Consider the following 17,069-nt stretch of genomic DNA (forward strand, 5'->3'; position numbering starts at 1 on the left):
CCTTATCCCGTTACTTCACAAGCCCTTGTTGTTTCAGGAAGTCGGCAGCCACTTTTTTGGCATCCAGCCCCTCAACGGCAATGCTGGCATTCAGCTGTTGCAGCGTTTTCGCATCCAGTTTTTCAAATACCGGTTTGAGCCATTCCGCAATATCCGGGTAGGCTTTCAGCACCGCCTCGCGCACGACCGGGGTTGGGGCGTAAATAGGCTGAACGCCTTTCGGGTCGGTCAGGGTTTGCAGGCCAAGCGCCGCGACCGGGCCGTCTGTGCCGTAGGCCATCGCCGCGTTGACGCCGGAGGTTTGCTGCGCCGCCGCCTTAATGGTCACTGCCGTGTCGCCGCCTGCCAGAGAGAGCAGCTGTGCCTGATCGAGCTTGAAATCATAGGCTTTTTCAAACGCTGGCAGGGCATCAGCGCGCTCGATAAACTCTGCCGAGGCCGCGAGCTTAAACTCGCCCTTCTCTTTCAGGTAGCGGCTGAGATCGTCAAGCGAGGTGAGCTTGCCTTTCTCGGCGATATCTTTGCGCACCGCGATGGTCCAGGTGTTGTTGGCCGGTGCCGGCGTTAGCCAGACCAGCTTATTTTTTTCTGCGTCCAGCTTTTTGACTTTTTCGTACCCGGCTTTGGCATTTTTCCAGGCCGGATCGTTTTCATCCTTGAAGAAGAATGCCCCGTTGCCGGTGTATTCCGGGTAGATATCCAGCTCGCCGGAAGTGATGGCACCGCGCACGACAGGCGTGGTGCCAAGCTGTACTTTATTGACCGTTTTCACGCCGTGACTTTCGAGTACCTGCAAAATGATATTACCGAGCAACGCGCCCTCGGTATCAATTTTGGAACCCACCTTAACCGGCTCTGCGGCCTGTAACGGCAGGCTCAGCGCCGCCAGAAGCACCGCCGACCCTGTTATCCCCTTAATCATCGTCATTCTGCTTTCCTCATTATTTTGTGGCCTTTTTCATAGGCTTGAGAGAAAAGCGTAGCTTAAAACAGTGAATTTAACCGTTTTTCGTACAAGATGAGAGGCATCCCCCGCCAGGCGGGGGATAGGGAGAAAGGTAAGATTATTGCAGTTCGAACTCGGCTTTGTTCACGCGGGCGGAATCCACGCCGATGAAGACGTTGAATTTGCCAGGCTCAGCATCGTATTTCATCTGCTGATTCCAGAACTTCAGCGCATTTACGTCAATCGGGAAGCTGACCGTTCTGGTTTCGCCCGGTTTCAGGTTGACCTTTTCGAAGCCGCGCAGCTGTTTCACCGGACGGCTCATGGAGGCCGTGACGTCCTGAACGTACATCTGGATCACCGTCGCGCCTTCGCGTTTGCCGCTGTTGGTCACCTCTACGCTGGCGGTCACTTTGCCGTCACGCTTCAGGGTCGGCGCCGACATTTTGACGTCAGACACCTTGAAGGTGGTGTAACTCAGGCCATAGCCAAACGGATAGAGCGGGCCGTTAGCTTCGTCGAAGTAACGGGACGTGTACTTGTTCGGCTTGTCGGCGTTATACGGACGACCAGTGTTCAGGTGGCTGTAGTAAACCGGGATCTGCCCGACGGAGCGCGGGAAGGACATCGGCAGCTTGCCGGACGGATTGTAATCGCCAAACAGCACGTCGGCAATGGCGTTACCGCCTTCGGTACCGGCGAACCAGGTTTCCAGAATGGCATCAGCCTGCTGATCTTCTTTCACCAGCGCCAGCGGGCGCCCGTTCATCAGCACCAGCACCAGCGGCTTGCCGGTGGCTTTCAGGGCCGCGATCAGATCGCGCTGGCTCTGCGGAATGGTAATATCGGTACGGCTGGAGGCTTCGTGCGCCATCCCCTGCGCTTCACCCACCACCGCGACCACCACGTCGGACTGCTTCGCGGCGTTAACCGCTTCGTCGAGCATCTCTTTCGGCGTGCGCGCATCCACCTTCACCGCTTCCTCATACTGGTTGAGGAAGGTCACGATGCCTTTATCGTCGGTGACGTTCGCACCTTTGGCGTAAACCACTTTTGCGTTATCACCCACGGCGCTCTTAATGCCGGTCAGCACGGTAACGGACTGATCCGCCACGCCTGCGGCGGACCAGCTGCCCATGACGTCGCGCTTGCTGTCGGCCAGCGGACCGACCACGGCAATGGTGCCGGATTTTTTCAGCGGCAGCGTGTCGAGACGGTTTTTCAACAGCACCAGGCTTTCGCGAGCTACTTCCCGGGCTTCTTTACGGTGCAGACGGCTTTCGGCGTTGGTGTCCGCCGGGTCTGAATCCTTCGGCCCCAGATGGCTGTAAGGATCGTTAAACAGTCCCATGTCATATTTCACGTTCAGCACGTGGCGAGCGGCGTCGTCCAGCTCTGCCATCGTCACCTTGCCGCTCTTCACCAGCCCCGGCAGGTATTTGCTGTAGTACTCGTCGCTCATGCTCATGTTGATGCCGGACTTGAGCGCCACGCGTACCGCATCTTCCGGGTCAGACGCCGTGCCGTGTTTGATCAGCTCTTTAATCGCGCCGTGGTCAGAAACGGTGATGCCCTTGAAGCCCCACTGGTCGCGCAACACGTCTTTCAGCAGCCACGAATCGGAGGTGGCAGGCGTGCCGTTGAGAGAGTTCAGCGCTACCATCACCGCCCCGCTGCCCGCGTCCAGCCCTGCCTTGTATGGCGGCATGTAGTCGTTAAACAGGCGCTGCGGGCTCATGTCGACGGTGTTGTACTCTTTACCGCCCTCCACCGCGCCGTAGGCGGCGAAGTGCTTGACGCTGGTCATCACCGAGTAACGATCTGCCGGACTTTTGCCCTGCATCGCTTCCACCATGGTTTTGCCCATCGTGGCGGTTAAATACGTGTCTTCTCCAAAGCCCTCCGAAGCGCGGCCCCAGCGCGGATCGCGAGAGACGTCAACCATCGGCGCCCAGGTCATGTTCAGGCCGTCGTCTGCGGCTTCATATGCCGATACGCGCCCGACGGTTTTCACCGCATCGAGGTTAAAGGAGGAGGCTAAGCCGAGGCTAATCGGGAAGACGGTACGCTGGCCGTGCACCACGTCATAAGCGAAGAACAGTGGGATTTTCAGGCGGCTCAGCTCCATCACCTGATCCTGCATCTTGCGGATATCCTGGCGGGTAACGGTGTTAAAAATGGCGCCTACCTGCCCGTCTTTGATCATCTCGCGAATGGCTTCTTTCGGGTTATCCGGGCCGACGCTGATCAGGCGCAGCTGGCCGATTTTCTCATCGACCGTCATCTTTTTGAGTAAATCCGTGACAAAGGCGTCGCGGGCTTCGGGCGTGAGCGGGTGATTACCAAACAAATCCTCTGCCAGCGCAGGTTGCAGCGCCAGGCTGACGGCGACACCTACAGAACATAGCCATTTCATGTTGTTATTCTCTCTCATCAATAACCGCGGGAAGCACCCGGCCAGACCGTGCGAAAAGCGCAGTGTGCCACAAAGCCTGAAAACCTTGCAGGGTTATTCTCTGATTTTTCTCATGAATACCCGACCGCTCAACGGCTAATCGCGCTATGCTTTACAGCGAGAAATTTGCCCCACCACAAGGAGTGGAAGATGTCTTCTGTTCGAACTGACGATAACACTACATTTATTAACGAACTGTCGCGCCTGGTTGGTCACTCTCACCTGCTTACCGACCCGGCTAAAACCGCCCGCTACCGCAAGGGCTTCCGCTCCGGTCAGGGCGAGGCACTGGCGGTGGTCTTCCCCGGTACGTTGCTCGAACTGTGGCGCGTGCTCAGCGCCTGCGTTGCGGCAGACAAGATTATTTTAATGCAGGCTGCTAACACCGGCCTGACTGAAGGCTCCACGCCGAACGGCAACGATTACGATCGTGACATCGTGATTATCAGCACCCTGCGCCTCGACAAACTGCACCTGCTGGACAAGGGCGAACAGGTACTCGCCTTCCCCGGCACCACGCTCTACTCGCTGGAAAAGGCGCTTAAGCCGCTGGGTCGCGAACCGCACTCGGTGATCGGCTCGTCGTGCATTGGTGCCTCGGTGATCGGCGGGATCTGCAATAACTCCGGCGGCTCGCTGGTGCAGCGCGGCCCAGCCTACACGGAGATGTCGCTGTTTGCCCGTATCGATGAAAACGGCAAGCTGACGCTGGTTAACCATTTGGGGATCGATCTGGGCGTAACGCCAGAGCAGATCCTCAGCAAACTTGACGATGACCGCGTGAAGGACGAAGACGTTCAGCACGATGGCCGTCACGCGCATGACCACGATTACATCACCCGCGTGCGCGATATCAATGCCGATACACCGGCGCGCTATAACGCCGATCCGGATCGCCTGTTTGAATCCTCCGGCTGCGCGGGCAAGCTGGCCGTTTTTGCGGTGCGCCTCGATACCTTCCCGGCAGAGAAAAAGCAGCAGGTGTTTTACATCGGCACCAATCAGCCGGAGGTGCTGACGGAGATCCGCCGTCATATTCTGGCCGAGTTCACTCACCTGCCGGTGGCGGGCGAGTATATGCACCGGGACATTTACGACATCGCCGAGCGCTACGGCAAAGATACCTTCCTGATGATCGACAAGCTCGGCACCGACAAAATGCCGTTCTTCTTCACCATGAAGGGCCGCACCGATGCGATGCTGGAGAAAGTGTCGCTCTTCAAGCCGCACTTCACCGACCGCTTTATGCAGAAGCTGGGCAACGTCTTCCCGGCGCATTTACCGGAGCGGATGAAGACCTGGCGCGACAAGTATGAGCACCATCTGCTGCTGAAAATGGCCGGGGACGGAATTGACGAAGCGCAGAGCTGGCTCACCGAATTCTTCAAAACCGCCGACGGGGATTTCTTTGCCTGCACGCCGGAAGAAGGCAGCAAAGCCTTCCTGCATCGTTTCGCCGCGGCGGGTGCCGCTATCCGTTATCAGGCGGTGCATTCCGAAGAAGTGGAGGATATTCTGGCGCTGGATATCGCCCTGCGTCGCAACGATACCGAGTGGTTTGAACATCTGCCGCCGGAGATCGACAGCAAGCTGGTGCATAAGCTCTATTACGGCCACTTTATGTGCTATGTCTTCCACCAGGATTACATCGTGAAAAAAGGGGTTGATGCACACGCGCTGAAAGAACAGATGCTGGCGCTGCTGCACGAGCGTGGCGCGCAATATCCTGCCGAGCACAACGTGGGACACCTGTATAAAGCGCCGGAGACGCTTAAACAGTTTTATCGCAAAAATGACCCTACAAACAGTATGAACCCCGGCATTGGTAAGACAACGCGGAAGAAATACTGGAAAGAGAGTGCCGAATCAGAGCAGCACAATACGCAAGCCTCTGATGAACTCATATAGCCAAATTTAAGAGATTGTTAAGCTCTCCTCAAACGTACTAGAGTATCTGCCTGTTGCCAGAGAAACGTTTCTCTGGCTTTCCAAACAAGGAGCGGGCAGAACATGTCGGCTGTAGAAACTTTCCCCGAAACTGAAATCGAGGTGCGCGACGCCCTTCCTGACGATGCGCATGCCATCTCGGCGATATACGCCTGGCATGTGCTTCATGGCCGTGCGTCCTTCGAGGAAGTTCCCCCCACCGTCGATGAGATGCGTCAGCGGATGAAGAGCGTGACCGACAGCGGTTTACCGTGGCTGGTTGCGCTGTATCGCGGCATTGTTGTCGGCTACTGCTACGCCACGTTTTATCGTCCACGCCAGGCTTATCGCTATACCCTTGAAGAATCCATTTATGTGGATGCCAGCACCACCGGCCGCGGGTTTGGCTCGGCCTTACTCCAGGCACTGATCGCCCGTTGTGAACAAGGACCGTGGCGGCAGATGATTGCCGTGGTCGGCGACGGGCAAAATAACCCCGGGTCGTTGCGGCTGCATAAAAAGCACGGTTTCGAAATTGTGGGTCAGCTCAGAAGTGTGGGATATAAAAAAGGCGACTGGCGGGACACGGTGATGATGCAGCGCCCGCTCAACGACGGGGACTGGACGCTGCCGGAATAAACGCAGTGCGGTCTGGTGCCCTCACCCCGGCCCTCTCCCACAGGGAGAGGGAGAAAACATAAAAAACGGTAACATGCGTTACCGTTTTGCTTTTTCCTAATCGTTCTGCGCCGTCGCCATCTGTTCCGCTTTCTGCTTTTTATACGCCAGCGCTGAAGCCGGCACCGGCTGCACTTTCCCGGTTTCAATCCAGGTACGCAGGCGGCTGGCATCCGCGAAGTGGGTATATTTGCCGAAGGCGTCCATCACCACCAGCGCCACTGGCTTACCGTTAAATACGGTGCGCATCACCAGGCAGTGTCCTGCCGCATTGGTGAATCCGGTCTTGGTTAACTGAATATTCCAGTTATCGCGATACACCAGATGGTTAGTGTTGCGGAACGGCAGCGTATACGCCGGGTTCGAGAATGTCGCCATCTCCTCACGCGTGGTGCTGAGCTGACCAATCAGCGGGTATTGCTTACTGGCGATCAGCAGCTTTGTTAAATCACGCGCCGTCGAGACGTTATGGATCGACAGACCGGTTGGCTCCACGAAATGGGTATTTTTCATCCCCAGCGCTTTGGCTTTGGCATTCATCGCGCGGATAAACGCGTCGTAACCGCCAGGATAATGGTGGGCAAGGCTCGCCGCCGCGCGGTTCTCTGAGGACATCAGCGCCAACAGCAGCATATTTTTACGGCTGATTTCACTTTTCAGACGCACGCGAGAGTAGATCCCTTTCATCTCTGGCGTGTGGCTGATATCCACTTTTAGCTTTTCGTCCAGCGGCAGTCGTGCATCAAGCACCACCATCGCGGTCATGACTTTGGTTATGGAAGCGATCGGGCGCACCAGATCCGGATGACTGGCGTAGATCACCTTGTTGGTATTCAGGTCAACGATCATCGCGCTGCCGGACGCAATCTGGGGTTGCGCAGCAGCGGTGGCGACTGCGGTCGTTTTGGCGATGGCTGGCGCGGTAGCGGAGACGCCCAACAGCAGCGCAAGACTAAGGAGTGACACTCGAAATTTCAGCATGATGAGACTTCTGATAATGATTCACGCACGTTATGACGTACACCGCCTGTGTCGACGGATAAACACAGGCTGGCTTCGGCATCATAGCGGTCACCGTGCGTTGTCGCCAGCTGAGAATCATAACCAGATGCTGCATTGCTGGCATTTACGCCAGCAATGCAGGGAACTTAGAAGAGACGGTATCCATAACCCCAAAGAATAACTGTCAGGGCCAGTAGCGCCTCCAGGACCAGTACGCCGATGGCAAGCGTAGAGCTGGAGAAGCTCAGGCCCTCTTCTTTATTGATATTGAGGAAGGTTGGCACCCCTACATACAGCAGATAACCGGTATAAAAGAGGGCAACCGTACCGATCAGCGCGCACAGCCAGACCAGTGGATAGAGCGCGACAATACCGCTTAAAAACAGCGGGGTCGCGACGTATCCGGCGAAGACCATACAGTGTGCCAGCGACGGGCGCTGCGGATAGTTGCGCGCCATCCAGTGGATGACCCGCCCCATCACCGCCACCCCGGCCAGCATCAGGCCATAAAACAGAATGGCCAGGTACAGTCCGGTAAACCACGAAAGCTGAACCACGGTGCCGTCACCAAAGTTCCAGCCTATCTGCGTAGTACCAATAAATGCGCAGACCACCGGCACCGCTGCCATCAGCAGGACATGGTGGGTATAGTGATGCGCGACCGTTTCGTTCTCGTTACGGATGACCTGCATTTCACGATCGGGATGGGAGAAAAGTCCCCAGACATGGTTCATAACGCCCCCTTGTTGTCGGCCCGTCAGCGATAGCTTAAGTATAATGCAGGCTTTAGATTATTTTATGTACAGTGGGAAATTTCCGTTGATTGCCGCGCGGTTGATGGATGGGGTATATGATTAACGCAGGCATAGTAAGGGAGACGACGTTTACTTAATGGATATCAACGGTCTTATTGAACAATATGGATACGCCGCGCTGGTGATCGGCAGCGTGGCAGAGGGCGAAACCATCACGCTGCTGGGCGGGGTGGCTGCACATCAGGGATTGCTGAAATTTCCGCTGGTGGTCGCCGCTGTCGCGTTGGGCGGTATGATTGGCGATCAGCTGCTCTACTTTCTGGGGCTGCGCTTTGGCCCGACGCTTTTGCAACGTTTTGCCAGGCATCAAAAGAAAATTCGCCGTGCTCAGCGGCTTATCCAGCGACGTCCCTGGCTGTTTGTGATTGGCACCCGCTTTATGTACGGCTTTCGCATCATTGGGCCAATATTGATTGGCGCGAGCCGCTTACCGCCGAAAATCTTCCTGCCGCTGAACATTCTCGGGGCGATTGCCTGGGCGCTGATTTTCACCACGCTTGGCTACGTGGGTGGCGAAGTAATAGGCCCGTGGCTGCATAATCTCGATCAGCATCTTAAACACTGGGCCTGGTTGATCCTGGTTGTTGCGGTGGTGATTGGGGTACGGCTGTGGCTGAAGCATCGTGAAAAGCGGCGGGATGAAGAGTGAGTTCGGCCTGCTGCCCTCACCCCGCCCCTCTCCCACAGGGAGAGGGAGAAGGGTATCTACCCTTCCGGCTTAAACTGCGGATTCGCCAGCATAAAACCGCCGTCAACGATAAACGACTGCCCGGTGGTGTAGCTGGCGTCACTGTCACACAGCCACGCCACCAGGCTGGCAATTTCTTTGGTATGCCCTGGCCGTGCCAGCGGGATTTCCGGCATTGAGCCTTCTTTCACTTCGCTGTCGTCCATATCATTCATCGGCGTGGCGATCGCACCGGGCGCAACGGCGTTCACCAGAATCTTATGTTTAACCAGCTCCAGCGCCATCGACTTGGTTAACCCGCCCAGCGCATGTTTGGCCGCCGTATAGGCGCTGGCGTCCGGCAATGGCGTATGTTCATGCACCGAGGTGATGTTCACGATCCGCCCCCCTTCCCCCTGCTTCACCATCTGACGCGCCGCGATTTGCGAGCAGAGAAACGCGCCGTCCACGTCAACGGTGAATATGTGCCGCCAGTCGTCAAACGACAGGTCCAGAAATGGCGCTTTGTTCATCGCCCCGGCATTATTAACCAGCACATCCAGCCGCCCGAAACGCGTAATCAGGGTTTCAATGGCCTTTGCGCCTTCCGGTAAATGGCTTAAGTTGAGTTGAATGGCCTCGGCACGCTGCCCGCGCGCTTCAATTTCACGGCAGGTTGCCAGCGCCCCTTCCTCATCTGAGTGCCAGGTCACCCCGATATCAAACCCGCGCTCGGCCAGCATCAGGGCCGTCGTTTTGCCAATTCCTGAATCCGATGCGGTAACAATTGCGACTCGCGTCATACTCACCTCCTGAAAATCTGCAAAGAGGTAAGTATAGATAATGCGCAATGTTAGCCGCGATGATATCCGCCACCCAGCGCGGAGGTGAGCTGGAGCGTGGCATCCACGTACTGACCTTTCAGCATCAACCCGGCAATACGCTCTTTGAGCGCCGGAATTTTTGCTTCACTCACCCGGGAGCTGGCAATGATCCCCGCGCTGAAGCGCGCCTGCGCCAGCGCGACGACGCGCGCCGCATCTTTTTCGATCTGCTGCTGGTGCTGATTTTTGGCGGTCAGCGTTTCCACTTCGCTGGCCGTCCGGGCGACCTGGTTTACGGCATCTACCACGGCCTTGTTGTAGTTCGCCACGGAGAGGTTGTTTTGCGCCTGGGCGATATCCAGGTTCGCATTCAACCGACCGCTGTCAAAAATTGGCAGCGTCAGCCCCGCGGTTACGCCCATTTGCTGCGCAGATGAGCGGAACAGGTCGCTCAGGTGCAATGCATCCTGCTGCAAAAACGCCATCAAATTGATGTCAGGGTAGAACGCGGCTCTGGCGGCATCGACTTCGCTCATGGATGCTTCGATATACCAGTGCGCCTCCTGCAAATCCGGGCGCCGAGCCAGCAGTTCATAACCGAGCGTTGATGGCAGCGATGCCTCTGCGTCAGGTAAGGCATGCCGTGCGAGCGTGACTGAAGGGGTATTGGTCAACGCATTCAGACGCGCCTCAATGGCCTTCATTTTGCCGTGCACGTCAGCGAGCTGTTCATCGGTTTTGCTGGCACTGATATCCGTTTCAACCCCTTCCACCGAGGAGGTAATGCCGTGCTGATAAAGCTCCCTATCGGCACCGATGATATTTTCCTGCTCCCGTTTGATCTGCGCGAGCACGTCACCCACCGCGGCCTCGGTCTGCCAGTCCCAGTACAGCCGCGCGACGCTGCTGGCGAGCAGCTGGCGGGTCTGCTCCAGCTCCGCTTTTTGCGCATTCACCTTACCGATGCGGGCCTCAATTTGGGCGCGGTTTTTACCCCATAAATCCAGATCCCAACCCGCCGTCAGACCAAAGGTGCCGTTGGTATACCAGGGGCCGGTGGTCCCCGCTGCCGGGTCGGTCAGTGCAAATGGCCCCATCAACCCCTCTGCCGACATCTTTTGCCGTTCCACATCTGCGGAAAAATCCATTTGTGGACCCTCAGCAGCGACAGCGGCTTTCGCCTGTGCTTCCGCCAGGGTGATACGCTGACGGGCAATTTGCATATCCGGCGCATCCGCCAGCGCTTTGTCGATCAGCGCGTTGAGCTGGGGGTCGTTAAAGTCTTTCCACCATTCGCTTTTTGGCCAGTCGGCATGACGCAGTTGGGTATTTACAGTTGCGGCGGCGGCTTGCGTTTTTACTGGTGACACCGTGGCATGTTCCGGCGCGCAGGCGGCCAGCATAAAAACAAGAGGAGCACTCAGAGATAAAGTAAGAGAACGTTTCATTACGCCATGAACTCAAAAAAAATAAAGGCGCAACTTACGCTTACTGACGTTCCGTTTTTTAGTAACGCGTGGCAATCCGCATATTGTTATACATTTTCATATCCGGAAATTTATTCCCCAAGACAATGAGTTAATTTCATGTATTCATGCTAATTATGAATTGACTGCTACACTTACTTCGACAGACATACGCAGGAGAGGCGAATGAAAATATTATTGTGGGTTATTTTGATTATATTTCTGATAGGGCTGCTGGTGGTAACCGGCGTATTCAAGATGATTTTCTGATTCCGTTGCCCGGCTCCGCGCCGGGCAAACTCTTCACACTTCGCTCAGGACTTCGACTGGATCACCCGGGCAATATCCGCAGACGTCTGTAGGGTACGGATCTCCTGAAATAATCCCAGCGCGTCGTCGTACTCTTTACGCAAATAACTCAGCCACTGTTTAATGCGCGCGACGTGATACAAGCCGGTATCGCCCTGCTTTTCCAGCCGCGTGTATTTTTGCAGTAGTTTCACCACATCCGCCCACGGCATCCGCGGTTCATTATATTTCACCACCCGGCTGAGGTTCGGCACGTTCAGCGCACCGCGGCCAATCATCACGGCATTACAGCCGGTCTCTTTGAGGCAGGCCTGCGCGCTCTCGTAATCCCAGATTTCGCCGTTGGCAATCACCGGAATCGTAAGCCGTTTGCGGATCTCGCCAATCGCCTGCCAGTTAATGCGCTCGGCTTTATAACCATCCTCTTTGGTTCGCCCGTGCACCACCAGCTCGGTGGCGCCCGCCTGCTGCACCGCGTCAGCAATTTCAAACTGCTTATCGCCGCTGTCCCATCCCAGACGGACTTTGACCGTCACCGGCAGATGCGATGGCACTGCCTCACGCATGGCCTTTGCGCCGCGATAAATCAGCTCCGGATCTTTAAGTAGCGTCGCCCCCCCGCCGCTGCCGTTGACCAGCTTTGACGGACAGCCGCAGTTAAGATCGACGCCGTACGAACCAAGCGCTACCGCGCGGGCGGCGTTTTCAGCCAGCCACTCAGGATACTGGCCGAGCAGCTGGACGCGCACCAGCGTACCGGACGGCGTGCGGCTCTGACGATGCAGTTCCGGACAGAGACGATAAAATGATTTTTCTGGCAGCAACATATCGACCACGCGCAGAAACTCCGTCACGCAGAGATCGTAATCGTTCACCTCGGTAAGCAGCTCGCGCACGAGAGAGTCGAGCACGCCTTCCATCGGGGCCAGTAAAACACGCATTCTGAGTACCTGTGAAAAAAGACGCGCTATAGTAGCTGCTCTCTATGTATGTTGAAAGCCCGGCGTTCCATTCCGGAATGTCTGGTATGCCCAAAATTCATGATGTGATCCGTGGCACATTTTCAGGTTTAATTGTATGATGAATACGTCTCAGCAAGGACTTTCACCATGAGCAAATCACTGAATACTATCTGGCAATACCTTCGCGCCTTCGTCCTCATTTATGCCTGCCTGTACGCCGGCATTTTTATCGCTTCGCTGCTGCCGATTACGATACCCGGCAGCATTATCGGCATGCTGATCCTGTTTGTACTGCTGGCATTACAGGTGCTGCCCGCAAAATGGGTCAACCTAGGGTGCTTCGTTCTCATTCGCTACATGGCCCTGCTTTTTGTGCCTATCGGCGTTGGGGTTATGCAGTATTACGATGTGCTTAAAGCGCAGTTCGGCCCGATTGTGGTCTCCTGCGCCATCAGTACGCTGGTGGTTTTCCTGGTCGTCAGCTGGAGTTCACACATTGTGCATGGCGAACGTAAGGTCGTCGGGGAGAAAACAAAAAAATGATGGCGAATATCTGGTGGTCCCTACCGTTAACCCTGGTGGTGTTCTTTGCTGCGCGTAAGCTTGCGGTGCGTTTCAAAATGCCGTTGCTCAACCCGCTGCTGGTCGCCATGGTGGTGATTATTCCTTTTCTGCTGCTCACCGGCATTTCTTATGAGCGTTACTTCGCCGGGAGCAAGATCCTTAACGATTTGTTGCAGCCTGCCGTGGTGGCGCTGGCGTTTCCTTTATATGAGCAACTGCATCAGATCCGCGCGCGCTGGAAATCCATCATAACCATCTGCTTCGTGGGGAGCCTTGTTGCGATGATCACCGGCACCTCGGTGGCCTTAATGATGGGCGCATCGCCGCAGATCGCCGCCTCTATCCTGCCTAAATCCGTCACCACGCCGATTGCCATGGCCGTGGGCGGCAGCATCGGGGGCATTCCGGCCATCAGCGCCGTGTGCGTGATTTTCGTCGGTATCCTGGGCGCGGTGTTTGGTCATACGCTGCTGAATATCATGAAAATTCGTACCAAAGCGGCACGCGGTCTGGCGATGGGTACCGCCTCGCACGCGCTGGGCACCGCACGCTGCGCGGAACTCGATTATCAGGAAGGGGCATTCAGCTCGCTGGCGCTGGTGATCTGCGGGATTATCACTTCCCTGGTCGCGCCGTTTATCTTCCCGATTATTCTGGCAGTAATGGGCTAAAATTTGCGATGCGTCGCGCAAATTTCATTTTCATTTCATAAGTTGCACACATAATGAGATTTGGATCACATATAAAGGCCGTACGGCTCCGTACACTACCGATCCATTAACCTTGATGAGGCAACGTCATGCATCCACGTTTTCAAGCTGCTTTCTCTCAGCTTGCAGAGAATTTGCAATCAGCCCTGGCTCCGGTTCTGGCGGATGCGCATTTCCCCGCCCTGCTGACGGCAGATCAGGTCACGACGCTTAAACAGGCAACGGGGCTGGACGAAGACGCGCTGGCTTTCGCCCTGCTGCCCCTGGCGGCTGCCTGCGCCCGCGCTGACCTTTCCCATTTTAACGTAGGCGCAATTGCGCGCGGTGTGAGCGGGACCTGGTACTTCGGCGGAAACATGGAGTTTCTCGGTGCGACCATGCAGCAAACCGTCCACGCGGAGCAGAGCGCCATCAGTCACGCCTGGCTACGCGGCGAAAAAGCCCTGCGCGCCATCACCGTCAACTATACCCCTTGCGGCCACTGCCGCCAGTTTATGAATGAGCTGAACAGCGGTCTTGAACTGCGTATCAACCTGCCGGGACGCGCACCGCATACGCTGCGTGATTACCTGCCGGATGCTTTCGGCCCGAAAGATCTTGAGATCAAAACCCTGCTGATGGACGAGCAGGACCACGGTTATGCGCTCTCAGGGGATGAGCTGAGCGAAGCGGCCATTGCCGCCGCCAATAAAAGCCACACGCCATACAGCAAATCACCAAGCGGCGTCGCCCTTCAGTGCCGCGACGGCCGCATCTTCACCGGCAGCTATGCAGAGAACGCCGCATTTAACCCGACGCTGCCTCCGCTCCAGGGTGCACTGAACCTGCTTAGCCTGAACGGGTATGACTACCCGGATATTCAGCGCGCAATCCTGGCTGAAAAGGCCGATGCGCCGCTGATCCAGTGGGACGCGACCGCAGCCACGCTGAAAGCGCTGGGCTGTTCAACCATTGACCGCGTGCTGCTGGCATAATCTGTTCGGCGGGCAGAGTTGCCCGCCAGTCTGACGAAAAACCCCTCAGTTGAATCGCTGTTTCTTGCGCTAACCAGGCGGGTACAGTAGCCTGAGGGAAATTTCATCATCGGTACGAGCCATCTGCATGTTAAAGCGCGTGTTTTACAGCCTGTCTGTCCTGGTCGGCATACTGCTGTTGATCGTGCTGGGTCTCGACCGCTGGATGAGCTGGAAAACAGCCCCCTACATTTTTGATGACCTACAGGACCTCCCCTACCGTCAGGTTGGCGTGGTGCTTGGCACCGCCAAGTATTACCGCACCGGCGTCATAAATCAGTATTACCGGTATCGTATTCAGGGCGCGCTGAACGCCTATAACAGCGGCAAGGTGAACTATCTGCTGTTGAGCGGCGATAACGCGCTGCAAAGCTATAACGAGCCGGTGACGATGCGCAAAGATCTGATTGCCGCAGGCGTCGACCCGGCCGATATCGTGCTCGACTACGCCGGATTCCGCACGCTTGATTCCATCGTGCGTACCCGTAAGGTGTTCGACACCAATGATTTCATCATCATTACCCAGCGTTTCCACTGCGAGCGGGCGCTGTTTATCGCCCTGCATATGGGCATTCAGGCGCAGTGTTATGCGGTGCCATCGCCAAAAGATATGCTGAGCGTGCGCGTGCGTGAGTTTGGCGCCCGTTTCGGCGCGCTGGCTGACCTGTACCTGTTCAAACGTGAACCGCGCTTTTTAGGCCCGCTGGTGCCGATCCCAACGATGCATGAAGTGCCGGAAGATGCGCAGGGTTATCCGGCGGTAACGCCGGAGCAGTTGCTGGAAATTCAGAAGAAGTAATCCAGATCTACAGTGCGTGATATAAAACGCATTACTCTCTTTTTAGACACCTAATGAGTGATATAAGTAGCAATACTTGTTTTTATCACTGACTATGAGTAATATTTTACACATTGTCGCGTTATGGAGGTGAGATGGAGACGTTAACCGTACAGGCATATCTGAACGAAACATGGACGGATATCGCTCTCATCAAATATCCTGGAAGTGAAAAAAATGACTGGAATACCACGCAGTTAGACTATCTTACTGAGTATGCGATTAATTTTCTCGACTATGATGATTTTCACGCAGTCTCAGTCAATCACCCTGTATCACTCTTTTTTGATGACCATGGCCAACCGGGCTGGCTGCGATTTATCGACGATATCATTCCCGCCGGAGCAAGCCGCCGTTACTGGATTAATGCGCTCGACATCAGTGAGTTACCCGTTGGCCAGCAAAATTTCTTATTGCTGAAATTTGGCACAATGTCCCCTGTGGGGAATTTGCGCATAAAGGAATCCGTCCCAGAATGGAATAAATTCGCCAGCACTAAAACGTTTACGGTTGCGGACGTCATCGATCGTGCGGCCGATTTTCTGGATTATGCCCAGGAAAGAGGCGCGGCGGCGGGTGGTGCAACCGGTGCTGGCGGTGAAGCGCCTAAACTTTTGCTGCGCTGTAGTGAAACTGATGCCATCTGGATCGATACCTGGCAAAACGAGCCGGATAACCGGGACCGCTATTATTTGGTTAAATATCCACGCGGTAACAGGACAGAAGTGGATTGTAATATTCTGCGAGCTGAATTCCATTATTATCATGAGCTTAACGCGATGGGTTTTTCCACGATCCCAGTGGAAACAATGCGCCTTGAAGAAGGTAGCCATTACCCGTCTCTGTGGTTACCGCGTTTCGACATAGTGAGAAATGAGCAGGACCAACTGGTCAGGCTGGGTATGGAATCGGTGTATTCGCTATTACAAAAGGCACCCGGCACCCTCCTTGATCATGAGACAACGTTGCGCGCGTTAATTAATAAAATCACCTCCAGCCATATGGTCCAGCAGCAGGGTTATCAGTTTGATATTCCGGGATTTGTAACAGAATGGGTGCGTCGCGATCTGCTAAATATTATTTTTGGAAATAGTGACAACCATGGGCGAAATACCGCCTTTGTGAAGGCTGAAAATCAAATTATGCTCTCCCCTGTATATGACTTTGCGCCGATGAAAGCCGATCCTGAAGGGATACCAAGAACCCTGAAGTGGTCATTATCTTGCGAATCAGGGGGGGATTATAATTTCAACACTATCGCACAAACGCTGGCGGAGTGGATCCCTCCCGCAACATTACTTGATGCTCTGCATGAAACAGCCGTTCAGCTTATTGATCTCCCGGAAAGGCTGGCGGCGCGAGGCGTTCCCGAACAGATAATGGAAATGCCCGCGATGGGTTTTCGCTACATCCCGGATAAACTTTCCCGTTGGGGTTTATTATGAAAACACCTAATGAAGCTGAATCAGAGCTTTTACAGACATTAGCTCAAGTACGCAGCGTAAATAAAAAGCGACATCATGACGAGGCGGAAGAGCCGGATAAACCATCGGTAGTGAAGAGGCAACGCGTTACACAAGGCTTAACGCGGATTAGTACTCTCGATCGCCAGGCTGTACTGCATGCAGCCATACGGGACATTTTGCTGGGGAAAATCACACAGGGAGAGGCGCTGAAAAGGCTCAGGGTCGAGGTGTTAGGGCTGAAGCAGGATGAATATGCAAAGCTGGTCAGCGTATCCCGGAAAACATTGTCGGATGTAGAAAATAACAGAGGCAATTATTCCGCTGACGTCATAAATAAAATCTTTAAACCCTTTGGGCTTCAAACCGGACTAGTGCCCGTTTCAAAATCGCTTATCGCTTCACTTTTCTCATAAAAAAACCCGCATCGC

Annotated in this window: 17 protein-coding genes; 10 read left to right on the forward strand and 7 right to left on the reverse strand. The window is 55.2% G+C overall.

Going from position 1 to position 17,069, the window contains the following annotated elements:
* Positions 1–10: 10 nt before the first annotated feature.
* A complete protein-coding gene (gene osmF, locus O1724_RS15300; protein ID WP_003859284.1) occupies positions 11–928 on the reverse strand; it encodes a glycine betaine ABC transporter substrate-binding protein OsmF in 918 nt (305 codons plus the stop codon).
* 136 nt (positions 929–1,064) lie between these two features.
* Positions 1,065–3,362 (reverse strand): beta-glucosidase BglX, encoded by a 2,298-nt coding sequence (gene bglX / locus O1724_RS15305; RefSeq protein ID WP_063869007.1) that lies wholly within the window; start codon positions 3,360–3,362, stop codon positions 1,065–1,067.
* Between the two features lie 189 nt (positions 3,363–3,551).
* Here bglX and dld point away from each other — a divergent pair, with 189 nt between their 5' ends.
* Positions 3,552–5,309, forward strand: a complete 1,758-nt coding sequence (gene dld / locus O1724_RS15310) for a D-lactate dehydrogenase (protein WP_003859288.1) — start codon at positions 3,552–3,554, stop codon at positions 5,307–5,309.
* A gap of 102 nt (positions 5,310–5,411) precedes the next feature.
* On the forward strand, positions 5,412–5,966 hold the full coding sequence (locus tag O1724_RS15315) for a GNAT family N-acetyltransferase (RefSeq protein ID WP_003859289.1): 555 nt from the start codon (positions 5,412–5,414) through the stop codon (positions 5,964–5,966).
* A gap of 96 nt (positions 5,967–6,062) precedes the next feature.
* On the opposite strand, the gene pbpG is transcribed toward O1724_RS15315, so the two are convergent.
* Both pbpG and O1724_RS15325 read right to left on the reverse strand, forming a co-directional pair.
* Positions 6,063–6,986 (reverse strand): D-alanyl-D-alanine endopeptidase, encoded by a 924-nt coding sequence (gene pbpG, locus O1724_RS15320; protein WP_003859292.1) that lies wholly within the window; start codon positions 6,984–6,986, stop codon positions 6,063–6,065.
* A 167-nt stretch (positions 6,987–7,153) separates the two neighbouring features.
* On the reverse strand, positions 7,154–7,741 hold the full coding sequence (locus O1724_RS15325) for a Yip1 family protein (RefSeq protein WP_003859296.1): 588 nt from the start codon (positions 7,739–7,741) through the stop codon (positions 7,154–7,156).
* Positions 7,742–7,898: 157 nt separating this feature from the next.
* On the opposite strand from O1724_RS15325, the gene O1724_RS15330 reads away from it, so the two are divergent.
* Positions 7,899–8,471 carry a DedA family protein gene (locus tag O1724_RS15330; RefSeq protein WP_126297204.1) on the forward strand — a complete coding sequence of 191 codons (573 nt, stop codon included), beginning with the start codon at positions 7,899–7,901 and terminating at the stop codon, positions 8,469–8,471.
* A gap of 56 nt (positions 8,472–8,527) precedes the next feature.
* On the opposite strand, the gene O1724_RS15335 is transcribed toward O1724_RS15330, so the two are convergent.
* Positions 8,528–9,292, reverse strand: a complete 765-nt coding sequence (locus O1724_RS15335; RefSeq protein WP_023324964.1) for an SDR family oxidoreductase — start codon at positions 9,290–9,292, stop codon at positions 8,528–8,530.
* Between the two features lie 50 nt (positions 9,293–9,342).
* Entirely contained in the window at positions 9,343–10,761 is a 1,419-nt protein-coding gene (gene mdtQ / locus O1724_RS15340; protein WP_032609692.1) for a multidrug resistance outer membrane protein MdtQ, read from the reverse strand.
* Positions 10,762–10,965: 204 nt separating this feature from the next.
* Here mdtQ and yohP point away from each other — a divergent pair, with 204 nt between their 5' ends.
* Positions 10,966–11,049, forward strand: a complete 84-nt coding sequence (yohP, locus tag O1724_RS15345) for a small membrane protein YohP (protein ID WP_015572324.1) — start codon at positions 10,966–10,968, stop codon at positions 11,047–11,049.
* A gap of 44 nt (positions 11,050–11,093) precedes the next feature.
* On the opposite strand, the gene dusC is transcribed toward yohP, so the two are convergent.
* Entirely contained in the window at positions 11,094–12,029 is a 936-nt protein-coding gene (gene dusC, locus O1724_RS15350; protein ID WP_003859306.1) for a tRNA dihydrouridine(16) synthase DusC, read from the reverse strand.
* Between the two features lie 168 nt (positions 12,030–12,197).
* Here dusC and O1724_RS15355 point away from each other — a divergent pair, with 168 nt between their 5' ends.
* The 6 genes from O1724_RS15355 (at position 12,198) to O1724_RS15380 (ending at position 17,054) form a co-directional block, all read left to right on the forward strand.
* Entirely contained in the window at positions 12,198–12,593 is a 396-nt protein-coding gene (locus O1724_RS15355; RefSeq protein ID WP_126297203.1) for a CidA/LrgA family protein, read from the forward strand.
* Positions 12,590–13,285, forward strand: a complete 696-nt coding sequence (locus O1724_RS15360; RefSeq protein WP_003859310.1) for a CidB/LrgB family autolysis modulator — start codon at positions 12,590–12,592, stop codon at positions 13,283–13,285. The genes O1724_RS15355 and O1724_RS15360 overlap by 4 nt, the downstream gene beginning before the upstream one ends.
* 128 nt (positions 13,286–13,413) lie before the next feature.
* Complete coding sequence (gene cdd, locus O1724_RS15365) at positions 13,414–14,298, forward strand: cytidine deaminase (protein WP_003859312.1); 885 nt, start codon at positions 13,414–13,416, stop codon at positions 14,296–14,298.
* A 127-nt stretch (positions 14,299–14,425) separates the two neighbouring features.
* On the forward strand, positions 14,426–15,136 hold the full coding sequence (gene sanA / locus O1724_RS15370) for an outer membrane permeability protein SanA (protein WP_003859314.1): 711 nt from the start codon (positions 14,426–14,428) through the stop codon (positions 15,134–15,136).
* Between the two features lie 134 nt (positions 15,137–15,270).
* Positions 15,271–16,620: a type II toxin-antitoxin system HipA family toxin gene (locus tag O1724_RS15375; protein WP_003859316.1), complete on the forward strand. Its 1,350-nt coding sequence runs from the start codon at positions 15,271–15,273 to the stop codon at positions 16,618–16,620.
* Positions 16,617–17,054: a helix-turn-helix transcriptional regulator gene (locus O1724_RS15380; protein ID WP_003859317.1), complete on the forward strand. Its 438-nt coding sequence runs from the start codon at positions 16,617–16,619 to the stop codon at positions 17,052–17,054. Before O1724_RS15375 ends, O1724_RS15380 begins: the two co-directional genes overlap by 4 nt.
* Positions 17,055–17,069 lie beyond the last annotated feature (15 nt).

The sequence above is a fragment of the Enterobacter cloacae complex sp. HYC074_NIDB genome (genome assembly GCF_056673345.1).